The sequence below is a fragment of the Ilumatobacter coccineus YM16-304 genome, assembly GCF_000348785.1.
GTDB classification, from domain to species: Bacteria; Actinomycetota; Acidimicrobiia; order Acidimicrobiales; family Ilumatobacteraceae; genus Ilumatobacter_A; species Ilumatobacter_A coccineus.
This window is the reverse complement of the sequence record NC_020520.1, coordinates 876,329-891,275: the sequence shown is the minus strand read 5'-3', so window position 1 is coordinate 891,275 and position 14,947 is coordinate 876,329. Positions and strand designations below refer to the sequence as shown.

The following is a 14,947-nucleotide window of genomic DNA, read 5'->3' as shown; positions in this document are numbered from 1 at the left end:
GTCTACGAGGCCAGCGGCGGTCGGTCTGTCAGCGGCTCCGAACCGTGCCCCGAGTGGGCCACACCTCAAGAACGACAGTGAGTATGCCAGATCTGGCGAGGGCTGCGCACCTCTCGGGCTGACAATTGTTGGCGAGATCCCTGACGAATTCGCCGTCGACGTCACCGTCGAACGAGATCACCGGTGTACGGGATCACCGGTGTACGAGGCCGGCGTCGAGCAACGTCAGTGGCGATCGAGCGAACGGAGGCAATCGGCCGCTTGCTCGACATAGATCGGTGCGCGAGCACGCTCGGCCGAGGTCAACGCTCGACCGGCGAGCGCCTTCGCCCGCTCGATGTCACCGAGGAGTTCGGCGAGTCGGGCCGACGCGAGGTCGATCGGGCCCATGGTGCAGGTGCCGACGAACGCCCACAGACCCGACCATGCGTCGAGCTCGGAGGCCAGCAGTCGAGCGATGTCGACGGCGCCGATGGTCGCCGCCGCCAACGACGCCGCGTGGAGCGCGCCGTTGAAGGTGTAGTCACGATCGAGTACGGCGAAGTCGTCGGCCACGACGATGTCGAGGTGTCGACGCGCTCGCTTCGCGTCGCCGGCGTCGGCTGCGGCCAACGCCAACACGGCGTGCCACGCGCCGATCGCGTCACCGCCCTCGACGATCGACGCCACCGTGTCGAACAGGTCGCCGACGTCGGCCTGGGCGTGGCGGATCGACAGCAACTGGGCGCCGTACGCCGACATCACGAGCGACTCGGCGACTGCGTCCATGCAGTCGAGCGCCTGCGTGGCGAGTTGCTCGGCGGCACCGACGTCACCATCGGTGAGCGCGACCGACGCAGACCAGTTGGTGTACTCCCACAGCCGGGTCCGCTGCCGCATCGACGCCGTGAGGGTGGCCAGTTCCGCGAGCGTGTCTCGCATCGCCGGGTCGCCCGCCTGGACCTGGTTGGTCATCCGGAGGTGAGCTGCGCTCCAGCGTGCGTCTTCACCGTCGACCAGTTTCGAGAGTTCGGTCAGTTCTCGTTCCATCTCGATGCGTCGATCGAGGTCGGTTCGTTCGGTGAGCACGAGCACGGCGAGGCCGAGCGCATCGACCCGAGTGCCGGGGTCGCCGTGGTACGACGCGGCTCGTTCGAAGAAAGCACGACAGCGGTCGTACTCACCCGAGATCGCGTAGAGCATGACGCCTGCCGTCGCCACGACGGCGGCGGCCCGCTCGTCGGTGACCGACTCGACGGCGCGGTCCAGCAGTTCGCTCGCTTCGGCGTGCACTCCCCCGACCACCGACGTCGGGCCGAGGCGACATGCTTCGCGCATCGCTTCGGCGACGAGGTCGTCGTCGCCGAGTTCGAGTGCGTGCCGGGCTGCGCCGAGCAGGTGATCGAGGGCGGCGCCGTCGCCCAGCCGAAGTAGGAGTTGCCCGAGTCGGATCTCGAACTCGACCGTCCACCGATCGACGGCCCCCGGGCGAGCATCGGTGTCGAGGAGTTCGAGTGCTGCACGACACTTCGCGATGCCGGCTTCGTAGTCGAACCGCTCGGTGTCGACATCGACCGCGGCGAGCATCACCGACAACGCTCTCGCCGTGTCGAGCGGTGCTGCGCCGTACGCGTGATGGCTGAGCTCGTCGAGCCGGTCACGTCGAAGCGACGTGTCGGACCCGATCGCGTCGACGGCGAGATCGTGCAGTTCGATGCGCTCACCGGGTGCGAGCTCGTCGAGCACCAGACGGTGCAGCAGGTCGTGACGGAACGCCAGCCGATCGTCGCCGACGCGCTCGAGCACGTCGGCAGCGATCGCTTCGTCGACGGATGCCGCGCTGCGCAGCCCCATCGACTTCCACTCGACCACTCTGAACTGACGACCGAGGATCGCCGCCGCGCCGAGGTCTCGCTGGGTCGACGATGCGAGGCCACGCAGGGTTCGACGCAGCGACGCGAGCAGGTTGTCGGGCGTGCTCGCCGGAGGGACGAACTCGCCATCCGGTGAGGCATGCGCCGCGACGCTGAGTTCGCGGATGAAGAGCGCCGTACCGACCGACTGGCGGTGGATCCACGCCGATGCGTCAGCACACCATTCGGCCGGGCGTCCGAAACGGCCGACGTACTCTCGCACACGTTCGAGCGGCCACGGCTCGACCACGACGTGTTCGACGGCTCGGCCGACCAACTCCGCATCGACCTCACGAGACGTGACGATCATCTTCACCGGTTGCCCGTCGTGGTCGCCGGCGAGACATGCGTCGAGCATCTGCAACGTCAACGGCGTCGCCCAGTGCAGGTCCTCGAAGATCACGGTCAACGGCACCGGGGCGCAGCGCAACGCTGCGACCACGGCGTCGAGCAGCACCGAGCGATCGACTCGGCCACTCGACATCGCCCGGTCGTCGCCGCCGGCGAGCGTCGGAGCGAGCGATCGCAGCACGTCGATGTCGTCGAGCGAGCCGAACGCCGCCGGAAATCGATCGGCGAGTTGATGGAGGATCTCGGTGAAGGGTTCCAGCGGAATCGACGGCTCGGGTGAACACGCCGCCAACAGCGTCGCTCGCCCGTGCACGTCGGCGTGATCGCGGAGGTGTTCGACCAGCGTGGTCTTGCCGATGCCCGCCGGCCCGGTGACGACGACGAGCGACATCCCGTCGTCGGCGGAGCGCTCGATGCGGTCGACGTAGTCGTCCAAGCCGACGAGATGCCCGACCTCCACCGGGTCGACGTCGGCGTCCGCTGGAGGTGTCGACGAGCCGCCGAGCGTGGGGTCGTCGTCGAGGATGCGACGGGCGAGATCACGAAGCACCCGGTCGGGAGCGTGCCCCGATCGAGCGGCGCTCCGCGTCGCGTCACGGATCACGGCCAGGGCGTCGCGGCGCCTCCCCGCCAACGCAAGGGCGCGAGTGAGCAGGCGGACACCGCGTTCATCTCCGGGGTGGCGTGCCACCCACTTCTCGATGCCGTCGATCGTGTCGCCGGCGTCGTCGCCCATGATGCTGCGATCGAGGCGATCGGCCATGTCGGCGATCCACGCGTCGTCGCGGGCGACGTATGCCGCAGACCTCAGCGCGTCGGTTCGCTCACACTCGGCGAGATCGGCGTACGGCTCGGAGTCGTCGAGCGACGCTCCCCTGTTCACCGTCACCTCTGCGGCCAACCGGTACCCGGTGTCGGTGGTGACCACCACGTCGCGAGCAACCGATCGGATACGTGCGATGTGATTCTGGATCGAGTTGCGGGCGGTCTTGGGTGGCGCGTCACCCCACACCAGCGTCACGATCTCGGCGGTGTCGATCGACGCAGGCGATCGAGCGGCCAGCGCAGCGAGCACCGCCCGCTCTCGCGGCCGCAACTGGACGCGCTCGGTCCCGAAGGTCAGTTCGGTCGGACCCCACGCCGAAAGCACCCATCCGTCCACCCTCGTGACAATAGTTCCTCGCCCGTCGGTCGGCGTTGCTCGCTCGGTGACGGAGTCGACCGGGAACGCCTCCGCCGCTGGCATCGACTTCGCCGACGTCGGAGGTGGATGATCAGCCCGCCCAGGCGGCGTTGACATCGATCACCAGGTCGGTCGCTGCCCGGCTGTAGGCACACACCGTGCCGTCGGCTGCGAGCTTCACGATGCCGGAGTTGCCGACCGCGCCACCCGCCGCGTAGTTCAGCGACGATGTCAACGGCTGGTCGCCGTCACATGGGAACAGCGTGATGTAGCCCACGCCGTCCGGCCTGACCGCCGTGACGTTCAGGGCGACCGCCGACGCGTCCGCAGGAACGTCGCCACGTCCGGCGACGTCGATGGTCGTCACCGAGCCGGCGCCGAGTCGGCCGCCACCGTTGCCGACGCCATCGACGGTCTCCTGACCCGAGCGAGTCTCGAAGAACCGCGCCGGGACGAACGGGTCGAACGAGGCGTCGTCGGCGAGCCACGCGTTCACGTCGATGACCAGGTCGGTGTCGGCGAAGGTGAACACGCACAGCGAACCGGTGGCCGACAATGACACGACCGCCGAGTTGCCGACCGCTCCGCCACCGCTGTAGTTCAGGCTCGACGTGGTCGGACGGTCTTCGTCACACGGGTACAATGTCACGTAGCCCACGCCGTCGGGGCGGATGGCGGTCACGTTCAACGCGACGGCGTCGGCTCCGGCATCGACCCCGCCGCGGCCGGCGATCTGCACTTCGGTGACGCTCCCGGCGTCGAGTCGTCCGAGCTCCTGGGCTTCGCCGTCGACCGTCACCTCACCCGAGCGCGTTTCAGCGAGACGAGCCGGCGTCAACGAGGCGAACGATGGTGCCGACTTCAACCAGGCGTTGACGTCGATCACGAGATCGGTGTCGGCGAACGTGAAGATGCAGAGTTCACCCGCGTCGTTCAGCTTCACGATGCCGGAGTTGCCCGCGACCACGCCCGCCCGATAGTTGAGCGACGACGTCAGGGGTTGGTCGTCCCCACACGGGAAGAGGGTGACGTACCCGACGCCCGACGGACGGATGGCCGTGACGTTGAGCGCGACCGCGGCGGCACCGCTGCTCACGCCGCCTCGCCCGGCGATCTGCACCTTCGTGACCGAGCCGGCCTCGAGCCGACCGACCGCCTGGTGCTCGCCGTCGACGGTGACCTCGCCCGTACGTGTTTCGAACACACGAGCCGGCGTCAGCGGGAACAAGGCTGCCTCTCCGACGACCGCCGAGGTGGCGAGGATGACTTCGGTGAGGTCGCCGTGGAAGTTCCGGATGGGCGCTGCGAGCTTGACCGGGTCGAGCGACACGATCGTCGCTCGCTCCTCGTCGACACCGCCCGGGTCGAGGATGATCTCGTCCCCGACCTCGAAGTACGCGCTTCCGGAAGCGTGTGACAGGTTCTGGCGGGTCGTGAGATCGAGCCCGGTCGAGCCGGGTTCGGCGCTCGACAGGAGGTAGCCGAACGGTGCCATCGACAGCGTGTCGTCGACCACGACGTCATCGAGTTCGACGGGGACCCATCGACCACCGAGCGCCCCAGCGGGCACCGAATAGTCGGCACCGGCGGCTTCGAGGTCGGCGATGATCTGGTCGAGCGCATCGATGACCGCGTCATCGGTCGCCGCGGCGCTCGCGGCGGCCGGCGACACGACCTCGATGGCGTCGTCGGTGGTCGCTGCCTCGGCACCGATCGGAGCGAACGACTCCGCCCCGCCACCGTCAGCCTGATACATCTCGAGGTTGCCGTCGTCGGTGGGCCGAAGCGCAGGCGCATCACGGCTGGTTTCGAGTTCGGTTCCGTCGAGTTCACGCACGATCTGACGCAGCGTCGCCAGGCTGAACAGGGTCGGGATCCGCTCGACGAGTCGGCGCCTCACCCGGGCCAGCTCCTCGAGCAGTAGGGCCGACCACGGTCGATTGGGCGAGCCGAGTTCGGTGAAGATGCCACGGAAGAACGCATGTGCTTGCTGGAGTTCGCCGAGCTGTGCGGACGGACCGCCCTTGAGCGTCGACAGGTTGTCGTCGAAATAGGTGGTGACGAGTCGCTGCTGCGGCGTCATGGCGAGCATCGTCTCCTTGCCGGGGGCGTCCACGTGCGCCGACAGGAATTTGCGGCGCAGCTTCTCCCGGTCGAAGATCGTGAACGACTCGCCGTGCTGCATGCCGACCAGCGACCGCATGGCCTCGTAGACCTCGAGCCGTTTGGCCAACTCCGCAGGGTCGCCGTTCGCGCCCAGGACCTTCCCGTCCGGCTTCAGGATCGCCACGAAGTCGATGTCGCCGGTCACGTCGAGGAAGCGGTTCGTGTCGGGGTCGAAGAGCTTCACCTCGAACAGCGCCCGCCCGTTGACCGACTCCGCCTCCTTCAGCTCGATGGGCCGGTTGGGCTCGTGGCGCATCGTGCCGTTCTGGACGCCGTTGAACTCCGGATCGAAGTCGACCTTCACCCCGACCGGGTCAGCCCCGGGAATCGGCTGCCCCGTCTTCGGATCGATCGGAGGGGAGAGCGCCTTCTTGTATTCGGGCCCGAGCTTGACCCACTCTTCGACGCGAGTCTCGACACGGCTCGCGATCTGACCGCGCAGGTCGTCGTACTCGGGGGTTCCCGGGGACAGGCCCGGCCGCTTCTCGGCGAGCACGCGATCTGCATAGCGCTCAGCAGCACGCCGCTGCGCTCCGGCATCGGGGATGAACGGGATCGGCGGCTCCATGTGCACGACCTTGGAGTCGTACTTGCGTGGGTAGTCGAGAAAGTCCATGTCGATCTCGTTCACCCCCTTCGCCTTGATGCCCTGCGGCTTCGGCAGCGCGATCCCGTCCTCGATCAGCTGGATCGACTTCGGCGAACGCGAGCGGAACATGATGTTGACCGCATACTCCTTGCTGATCGCTGCGAGCATGCGGAAGTTGTCGGCGCTCAGTCCGTAGCTGTCGCGCCAGATCCGTGCGTGGGTCGTCACATCGAGTCCGGCGGGCATCACGTTGCTCTCGGGAACGGCCCGGTGTCCCTTCGATGCGATGACGTCGTCGACCTCGTCGAACGCCTTGTTGGCACGCTCGGCCCACGCCTGCTGCAACTTGGTGCGGATCGGTCCCTCGCCCGCTGCGACCGCTCGCGACACCTTCGCGACGGCACGAGCGGCGACGAGCGCTTCGAACACCATGTCGATGTTCTCGCCCGCGATCTCGGCGACCTCACCGAGGAACGCCGTCGCACCGCGCTCCCAGGCCGCCACCAGGCGCGTGATCGCGCTGTCGATCGCCTCGCCGACCATGGCGCCCAGCTGGGCCAGCGACACGTTGCGGACTGCTTCGACGCCGGCGTGCCACATCGCTTCCATTTCGGCGACGATCTCCGACACGATGGCTTGGCGGGCGGCCGAGTCGCTCTCGAGGTACGCGAACGTCGTTCCGAGCATCCATCCATACGCCGCGGCGGGAGCCTTCGCGAGTGTCCATGCGATCTGCGCGAGCGAACCGAATCCTCGAGCGGCGGTCTCGACGCCACGGACGAGCTTGCAGCCGACGTACTCCGCCGCCCAGAGGAGGTCCTCGTCGCACGTGATGAAGTTCGTCGGTTCCTGCTCCGGTTCGGGCACGCGCCCGAGCGTGACGTCGTGCTTGCGGTCGAAGCCGTCGTCGTCGATGAAGTCGATGACGAACTCGTCCATCGGCGTCCATGAAACGGCGCCGCCCTCGGCCACCTCTTTGACCGAGACGAGCGCGTTGTACTCGACGCGGAATCCGGACGACACCGTCGCCTCCATCGTCTCGGCCACAGCGACGAGGTCGATCGACGCTCCGGGAGCCAGTTCGAACGCCGTGATTCCGGTGGCGCTGGCGCCGCCCGCTCCGAAGAACCCGCCGCCGGCGTTCAGTTCGTAACTCGTGCCCTCGAATGCGGGGCCGTACGACGGTCCGATCACGAACGAGATCGTCTCGGGCTCGTCGGCGTCGTCGGTGACGTTCGTGAAGTTGCCGTTGATGCGCACCGGTGCGCCGGACCGGAAGCTCTGGCTCTCGACCACGTCGATTCGCACTTCGAGCATGACCTGGTCGACGACTTTGACCGTCTCGGTTCCTCGCCCGGTCACCGTCGCGCCCGCCGCGTTGCCCGTGACGAGCATCGACAACTCGACCTTCAGCTGTTCGTCGGCGCGGTAGCTCCAGGTGAGGGTCTTCTCCTCGTCGGGCGCGAGGTCACCGAAGTTCGACTCGTCGGGTGTCGTGCCGGGATCGTCGACGGGTGCTGCGATCTCGATGAACTGCACGAACAGGTCGTCGGTCTGCGACGTGACGATCAGCGGGCCCTTCCCCACATCGGTGATCGGCTGTTCGGTCACGTTCTTCACGGTCACGTCGACATCGACGAAGTTTTCGTCGTTCTCGTCGATGATGCCGTCATCGTTGGTGTCTTCGAGTTTCGAGGAGTCGGGGTCGGCCTCGATGGTGACCTGCAGTCCGTTGACACTCGTCTCGAACGACCCGGTCCACGGTCCTGCCGGATCGCCGAGGATGTCGTTGGCGTTCCAGACGGACCGAATCGTTGCGCGCCCAGCGGCGATGGCTCGCACGCGCACCTCGAATTCGTCGGTGTCCCCGACTTCGTACGTCTTCGGGGACAGATTCGGCGGTGTGCCGACGAACTCGAACTGAGCTGGGAGCGAGAGCAGATTGTCGACGGGGGCCGCCTGTCGCAGGTTCCCGACGCCGTCGGTGACTTCCAGATGGACCCGCACGTCGAATTCGTCGCCGATGTCGTAGCGGTTGCCGTCTTTGCCGGGACCGAACTCAGCGTCCGGATTCGACACCGTCAGCCGGAGGTCGGGAGCCGCGATGTCGATCCACTCCGACGCGGTGAGTACCTGCCCCTCCTGTGCACCGCGCATCGTGAGCGTCACGCGGTAGTTCCCCAGCGCGTCGTAGACGTGTGTGGGCTCGGAGCCTTGGACGACCGCCGAGCCGTCACCGAAGTCCCATTCGTAGGTCGTCGGCCCGTCGAATGGGATCGACGTGTTGTCCATGCGATAGCTGAGGCTGTTCCCGAGCTGATCCGGTTCGAACGACGCGCGAGGTGCCAGGTCACCTTCGACCGGGATCCAGCCGTAGCGGGTGTGCCGCTCGAGCGTGGCCCAGTACTCGTCGCAGCCATAGCCGTTGCCCGGCTCGATGCATTCGTCGACCGAGGCGCTCGCCAGCAGGAAGGTGGGGCCGGCGAGCCGATCGATGTCGACGGTGTCGATGTAGAATTCGCACCGAGCCGCGACCGGGCCGCGCACCGTCCAGAACGTGTCCTCTGTCGGCCCTCCGGCTGCGTAGGTGCTCCCCAGCTCGCCTCGGCACGAGCCCTGACGCTGCGCCGAGTAGGTGCCGACCGACCCAGACGTGCTGAAGCTTCCCGAGCACGACCGAACGTCGGTCGGGTCGTTGTCGTACAGGTACACGCACCGGACGATCGACGGGGAGTACACCTCGTAGTAGCACCCGGTCGACACGTAGCTGGCGCACGGCGCGAAGCCGATCTCGCCGGCATCGATGACGAACGACGAGTCGGATGCGAAGGTTCCCGTCGCGATGCCACCCAGCTCGCCGGGTGCGCAGCCGAGACCAGCGTTGTCGTTCTCGTCGTAGACACACGACGGAAGCGGCGACGTGGGGGCGGGGACGGCCTGGACCACCCCGGCCGGTGGAGCGGCAACCGTGACCACGAGAGTGGCGAGGAGACCGAGCACGGTGGCAATGGCCAGGCGAGCGCGCCCGTGGCGTCGTCGAGTCAACATGACGTTCGTTGTAACGAACCGCCGATAACAGCCGACCAACAAGAACGCCAACCTGACCACACAGCCCGGAGCGATGCGGCCGGGTTGGCCGAAAACGCAGAGATCCCGGCGGGTCGCTGCGCTGTGCAGCAACCGGCCGGGATCTCGAAAGATCAGGTCGTGATCAGCGTGTGATCAGTCGAGGCTCTTCTTGAGGCGCTGGATGTCGATGCGGACACCCGGGCCCATGGTGGCCGAGGTGGTCACCTTCTGGATGTAGCGGCCCTTCGCCGATGCTGGCTTGGCACGGTTGAGCTCTTCGATGACGGCGTAGAAGTTCTCGGCCAGCTTGTCGACCTCGAAGCTCGCCTTGCCGATCGGGACCTGCACGTTGCCGTAACGGTCGGTGCGGTACTCGACCTTGCCGCCCTTGAACTCTTCGACGGCCTTGCCGACGTCGGGGGTGACGGTGCCGGTCTTCGGGTTGGGCATGAGGCCACGGGGGCCGAGCTGGCGGCCGAGACGACCGACGAGCGGCATCATGTCGGGGGCTGCGATGACGAGATCGAAGTCCATCATGCCGCCTTCGACCTGCTCGAGCAGATCGTCGGAGCCGACGATGTCGGCTCCGGCTTCGCGGGCGGCGTCGGCCTGCTCACCAGCGGCGAACACGGCGACGCGGACGTCTTTGCCGGTGCCTGCGGGAAGCGCCACGGTGCCACGCACCATCTGGTCGGCCTTGCGGGGGTCGACGCCGAGACGGATGACGAGGTCGATCGACTCGTCGAACTTGGCGGTGGCCGTGTTCTTGGCGTGCGTCACGCCTTCGACGGGTGCGTAGAAGTGGTCACGATCGAACGTCTTGAGTGCGTCGTCGTATTTCTTGCCGGACATGGTGTGTCTCCCTCAGTGGTGAGTCCGCCGGTCGAGGTGTTCCCGGTCGAGACTGTGGTGGTTGAAAATGGTGTTCGGTATTCGTTGGAGGCGGAGGCCCGATCGAGTGCAAACTGCGACCGGATCTCCGTCAGCGCCGAAGGCGCTTCGGACCGTCAGGTCCGAGAAAGCAGCGACAGCGACGGAGTCGCTGTCGACGGCGAAGCCGTCGGCCGGCGTCAGCCGACTTCGATCCCCATGGAGCGAGCGGTGCCTTCGATCTGCAGCATGGCAGCTTCGATGTCGTTCGCGTTGAGATCGGGCATCTTGATCTCGGCGATCTCCTTGACCTGAGCCGGAGTGATCGAGCCAGCGACCTCGGAACCCGGGTTGTTCGCTGCCTTCTCGAGACCAGCGGCCGCGCGGATCAGCGTCGACGCCGGCGGGGTCTTGAGGATGAAGTCGAACGTGCGGTCTTCGTAGATCGTGATCTCGGTCGGGACGACCGTGCCAGCCTTGTCTTCGGTCTTGGCGTTGTACGCCTTGACGAAGTCCATGATGGCGATGCCGTGCGGTCCGAGCGCGGTACCGACGGGCGGAGCGGGGCTCGCCTTGCCGGCTTCGATCTGGATCTTGACGACCGCTGCAACCTTCTTCTTGGCCATGATGTTTCTTCTCTCGTGTTCTCGTCAGGGGGTGGGTGGATGCAGGAAAGCTGCGTGGTTCGGAGCGTGGTCGCTCAGAGCTTGGCAACCTGGCTGAAGTCCATCTCCACCAGGGTTTCACGACCGAAGATGTTGACGAGCACCTTCAGCTTCATATGGTCTGCATTGATCTCGGCGATCTCGCCGGTGAAGTCGGCGAACGGGCCTTCCTTCACGCGAACGCTCTCGCCCTCTTCGTAGTCGAGCTTCGCCTTGCGACGAGGTGCGGCTTCGACGCCTTCGGTCTTGGGCGACAGGAAGGTCTTGACTTCACGACGTGAGAGCGGCGTGGGCTTCTGGCCCTTGGCAGCCTGGCCGACGAAGCCGGTGATGCCCGGCGTGTTGCGCACGCAGTACCAGGACTCGTCGTCCATCCGGCAACGCACGAGCAGGTAGCCCGGGAAGACCTTCTTCATGACGGTCTGCTTCTTGCCGTTCTTGTACTCGTCGACTTCCTCCATGGGGATGACGATCTCGTAGATCTTGTCTTCCATGTTCATCGACTGGATGCGAGCGTTGAGGTTGGCCGTGACCTTCTTCTCGTAGCCGCTCTGCGTGTGGACCACGAACCACTTGCCGGGGCGCTTGTTCGGGTCGTCGTACGGAACTTCTTCGACGTCGTCGGCCTCTGCGTCAGCTTCTGCTGCCTGAGCGTCGTCGTCCGACGAGGCAGACTCGTCGCCGGCGCTTCCGGCGTCGCCCTCCGACTTGCTGTCATCGCTCGCGTCCGCGGTTGCGTCGTCGGTGGCCTGGTCGTCCGCGGTGGCAGCTTCGTCACTGTCGGCGTCGACGTTGGCGGTGCCGGTCGGGAGCAGGTCGGCAGCGCTGTCTTTCGACATGCTGTCGGCGGCGACGAGGTCTTCGTTGCCGTCACTGATGACGGCGTCGCCGGTCGGGAGGAGATCGCTGACCGCGTCGGCGGTGACGGCTTCGTCGCTGGCGCTGACGGTGAGGTCTTGCTCGTCGGGGACGTCGTCGACCGACGGCTCCTCGGTGAGGGCCGCGGCAGCACCTTCCATCGAGGCGGTGGAGTCGTCGACGGCGGCGCTCGCTGCTTCGAGCTGCGCTGCCAGGTCGGCGAGGCTGTTGCTGTTGTTGTCGGTCATGTCAATCAGGATTTCTGTTCGTAGAACCATTCGCCCAGAAGGCCGAACAGGTAGTCGAGACCGCCGACGAGCGCTGTGTAGATGACGACGGTGATCACGACGATGATCGAATACCGCTTGACCTCGGGGCGCTTCGGCCACGCGACCTTGCGCATTTCATCGCGAACTTCGCTGAGGTACTGACGAACACCGACCCGGTCCTGACGCTTCTTGGGCTGCTGGCGCGGGGCGCGCTGAGCCTTGCCCTCGTCGTTGAGCGCGCCCATCTTCTTCAGCTGGCGCTTCTGCTCGCGGTTCAGGTCGTCCAATGACACGATGTTGTCTGCGATTTCTCGATCGTCGATCCATGCCGAGGCATGGTTGGTTACTGGCAGGGCAGGAGGGACTCGAACCCACGACCGTCGGTTTTGGAGACCGATGCTCTAGCCAACTGAGCTACTGCCCTCTGGGAGGAGGCACCAGGGTACCAGCGCCTCCAGAGACTCACCGTCGGCCGTCGGCACACCGTGTTGTCGGTGCATGACGGCCGCAGAGGTAGATCAGCGAGTTTCTTTGTGTGTGGTGTGCTTGCGCTCGTTGCTGCAGTACTTCTGCATTTCGAGGCGCTCACGATCGTTCACCTTGGACTTCATCGTGATGTAGTTGCGCCGCTTGCAGTCGGTGCACTCGAGGGTCACCTTGACCCGCTTGTCACTCTTGGCCATGACGGCCTCGCTTTCTTACTTGCAGTTCCAACACTCGAAGTCGAATGGTGGATGACAGACAGCGGCCGGCCCGGGCGAACCCGAGCCGGCCGTTGACTGGTTCGAATTGATTACTTGTGGATCTTGGTGACGCGGCCGGCGCCGACGGTACGGCCACCTTCACGAATGGCGAAACGAAGACCCTCGTCCATCGCGATCGGCTTACCCAACTCGACGGTCATCTCGACGTTGTCACCAGGCATCACCATCTCGGTACCCGACGGCAACTCGATCGTCCCGGTCACGTCCGTGGTCCGGAAGAAGAACTGCGGACGATAGTTGTTGAAGAACGGCTTGTGACGGCCACCCTCGTCCTTGGTCAAGATGTACACCTGACCATCGAAGTTCGTGTGCGGCGTGATGCTGCCGGGCTTGCACAGCACCTGACCGCGCTCCACGTCCTCTTTGTCGATACCACGAAGCAACGCACCAATGTTGTCGCCAGCCTGACCCTCATCGAGCAGCTTGCGGAACATCTCCACACCCGTACACGTCGTCTTCTGCGTGTCACGCAAACCAACGATCTCGATCTCATCACCAGTGTGAACAATGCCCTGCTCGACCTTGCCCGTCACGACCGTGCCACGACCCGTGATCGTGAACACGTCCTCGATCGGCATCAAGAACGGCTTGTCCAGATCACGCTCAGGGTTCGGAATCGACGCATCACACGCAGCCATGAGCTCCATGACCTTCTCCTGCGCATCCGCATCACCCTCGAGCGCCTTCAGCGCCGAGACATGCACGACCGGAGCATCATCACCCGGGAACTCGTACTCGGTCAGCAACTCACGAACCTCGAGCTCCACGAGCTCCAACAGTTCTTCGTCGTCGACCATGTCGGACTTGTTGAGCGCACACACGATGTACGGAACACCAACCTGACGAGCCAACAGCACGTGCTCACGCGTCTGGGGCATCGGACCATCAGTCGCAGCAACCACCAGGATCGCACCATCAACCTGCGCCGCGCCCGTGATCATGTTCTTGATGTAGTCAGCGTGACCCGGCATGTCGATGTGCGCGTAGTGACGGTTCTCCGTCTCGTACTCGATGTGCGAAATCGAGATCGTGATACCACGAGCCTTCTCCTCAGGCGCCTTGTCGATGCCCTCGAAATCGGTGAAATCCGCAAGACCACGATCAGACAACGTCTTCGAGATCGCAGCCGTGAGCGTGGTCTTGCCATGGTCGATGTGACCCATGGTGCCGATGTTGACGTGCGGCTTGTTCCGCTCGAACTTTGCTTTGCTCATTGCTTTCCTCGCTCCTGAGGGTTCCTGTGATTGGGATCTTGATTTGGTAGCGGCGGTCGGACTTGAACCGACGACCTTCCGATTATGAGCCGGATGCTCTGACCAGCTGAGCTACGCCGCCAAACATGGTGTGGGATTGCGTGTTCGGTGATTTGACTCGTCACCGGGTCACCCCGGCCACTTGGTCGAGCCCTCTGTGAGAATCGAACTCACGACACCAGCCTTACCATGGCTGTGCTCTACCGACTGAGCTAAGAGGGCGTCACAACCGAGCGCCGAAGCACTCGATTCTGCCGTTGCTGGTTATGTGGTTTCCGCCGACTGTCCCGGGATCCGGGGCAACCTTCGGGACCGCTCCAGCGTTGCGGCCAGCCCGAGAGTGTATCGGCGAGGCGGAAACAACCACCGCGAACTTTCGCCGTTCGCGCGGTGTTTGCCCAGTAGTTTCACAGGCGATGTCCGTCGCACCCTCCGAATCGCCTCAGCCGCTGGTCAGGGTGCGCCTCGCTGTCGTCGACGACGCCGAGGCGATGCGCACGATCTACAACCACGAGGTCGAGAATCACACGACCACGCTCGACCTCGTCCCACGGACGCTCGAAGCTCAGCAGGACTGGATCGCGCAGCGCTCGGGAGCGTTCTCGGCGGTCGTGGCCCAGCTCGACGATGACGACCAAGAGCACGGCCGAGAACACGGTACGGTCGTCGGCTTCGCGTCGTTGTCGCCCTACCGCGAGCGGGCCGCGTACAGCACCACGGTCGAGAACTCGGTGTACGTGTCGCGAGCGCACGGCGGACGCGGAATCGGCCGAGCGATGATGGACCACCTGATCGAGGTCGCTCGCGATTCGGGGTTCCATTCGATGATCGCCCGGATCGAAGCGTCGGGCGAGGCCTCGCTGGCCTTGCATCGTGCGTGTGGCTTCGAGCTGGTCGGCATCGAACGCCAGGTCGGACGCAAGCATCGCAGGTGGCTCGACATGGCCGTGATGCAACTCATGCTCTGACATGCCGGCTGCGTCATCGGGTGTCAGACACCCGATGACGCAGCCGGTGG

At 65.5% G+C, this 14,947-nt stretch carries 9 protein-coding genes and 3 tRNA genes; 1 reads left to right on the top strand and 11 read right to left on the bottom strand.

Translation table 11 applies throughout. The features are described 5' to 3' along the window. Positions 1-225 precede the first annotated feature (225 nt). The 11 genes from YM304_RS03995 to YM304_RS03945 form a co-directional block, all read right to left on the bottom strand. Positions 226-3,405, bottom strand: a complete 3,180-nt coding sequence (locus tag YM304_RS03995) for an ATP-binding protein (protein WP_015440354.1) — start codon at positions 3,403-3,405, stop codon at positions 226-228. A 112-nt stretch (positions 3,406-3,517) separates the two neighbouring features. Next, positions 3,518-9,229, bottom strand: a complete 5,712-nt coding sequence (locus tag YM304_RS03990; protein WP_015440353.1) for a PKD domain-containing protein — start codon at positions 9,227-9,229, stop codon at positions 3,518-3,520. Positions 9,230-9,403: 174 nt separating this feature from the next. Further along, positions 9,404-10,102 carry a 50S ribosomal protein L1 gene (rplA, locus tag YM304_RS03985; RefSeq protein ID WP_015440352.1) on the bottom strand — a complete coding sequence of 233 codons (699 nt, stop codon included), beginning with the start codon at positions 10,100-10,102 and terminating at the stop codon, positions 9,404-9,406. Between the two features lie 218 nt (positions 10,103-10,320). Next, positions 10,321-10,749, bottom strand: a complete 429-nt coding sequence (rplK, locus tag YM304_RS03980; protein ID WP_154723297.1) for a 50S ribosomal protein L11 — start codon at positions 10,747-10,749, stop codon at positions 10,321-10,323. 71 nt (positions 10,750-10,820) lie between these two features. After that, on the bottom strand, positions 10,821-11,891 hold the full coding sequence (gene nusG / locus YM304_RS25750) for a transcription termination/antitermination protein NusG (RefSeq protein WP_231897623.1): 1,071 nt from the start codon (positions 11,889-11,891) through the stop codon (positions 10,821-10,823). A 5-nt stretch (positions 11,892-11,896) separates the two neighbouring features. Next, complete coding sequence (gene secE / locus YM304_RS23395) at positions 11,897-12,199, bottom strand: preprotein translocase subunit SecE (RefSeq protein WP_015440349.1); 303 nt, start codon at positions 12,197-12,199, stop codon at positions 11,897-11,899. A gap of 60 nt (positions 12,200-12,259) precedes the next feature. Then, a tRNA-Trp gene (locus YM304_RS03965) sits at positions 12,260-12,336 on the bottom strand. 94 nt (positions 12,337-12,430) lie between these two features. Continuing rightward, positions 12,431-12,595, bottom strand: coding sequence for a 50S ribosomal protein L33 (gene rpmG, locus YM304_RS03960; RefSeq protein WP_015440348.1), 165 nt, complete (start codon positions 12,593-12,595; stop codon positions 12,431-12,433). Between the two features lie 110 nt (positions 12,596-12,705). Beyond that, positions 12,706-13,890 carry an elongation factor Tu gene (tuf, locus tag YM304_RS03955; protein WP_015440347.1) on the bottom strand — a complete coding sequence of 395 codons (1,185 nt, stop codon included), beginning with the start codon at positions 13,888-13,890 and terminating at the stop codon, positions 12,706-12,708. Between the two features lie 44 nt (positions 13,891-13,934). Next, a tRNA-Met gene (locus YM304_RS03950) sits at positions 13,935-14,011 on the bottom strand. 67 nt (positions 14,012-14,078) lie between these two features. After that, a tRNA-Thr gene (locus tag YM304_RS03945) sits at positions 14,079-14,151 on the bottom strand. 194 nt (positions 14,152-14,345) lie between these two features. Here YM304_RS03945 and YM304_RS03940 point away from each other — a divergent pair. Then, complete coding sequence (locus YM304_RS03940) at positions 14,346-14,897, top strand: GNAT family N-acetyltransferase (RefSeq protein WP_070105280.1); 552 nt, start codon at positions 14,346-14,348, stop codon at positions 14,895-14,897. Positions 14,898-14,947: the final 50 nt, after the last annotated feature.

What these genes read in the sequence shown, in the direction of transcription:
- YM304_RS03990 (WP_015440353.1), bottom strand. Translation starts at nt 9,229, where the DNA reads ATGTTGACTCGACGACGCCACGGGCGCGCTCGCCTGGCCATTGCCACC.
- rplA (WP_015440352.1), bottom strand. Translation starts at nt 10,102, where the DNA reads ATGTCCGGCAAGAAATACGACGACGCACTCAAGACGTTCGATCGTGAC.
- nusG (WP_231897623.1), bottom strand. Translation starts at nt 11,891, where the DNA reads ATGACCGACAACAACAGCAACAGCCTCGCCGACCTGGCAGCGCAGCTC.
- rpmG (WP_015440348.1), bottom strand. Translation starts at nt 12,595, where the DNA reads ATGGCCAAGAGTGACAAGCGGGTCAAGGTGACCCTCGAGTGCACCGAC.
- tuf (WP_015440347.1), bottom strand. Translation starts at nt 13,890, where the DNA reads ATGAGCAAAGCAAAGTTCGAGCGGAACAAGCCGCACGTCAACATCGGC.
- YM304_RS03940 (WP_070105280.1), top strand. Translation starts at nt 14,346, where the DNA reads ATGTCCGTCGCACCCTCCGAATCGCCTCAGCCGCTGGTCAGGGTGCGC.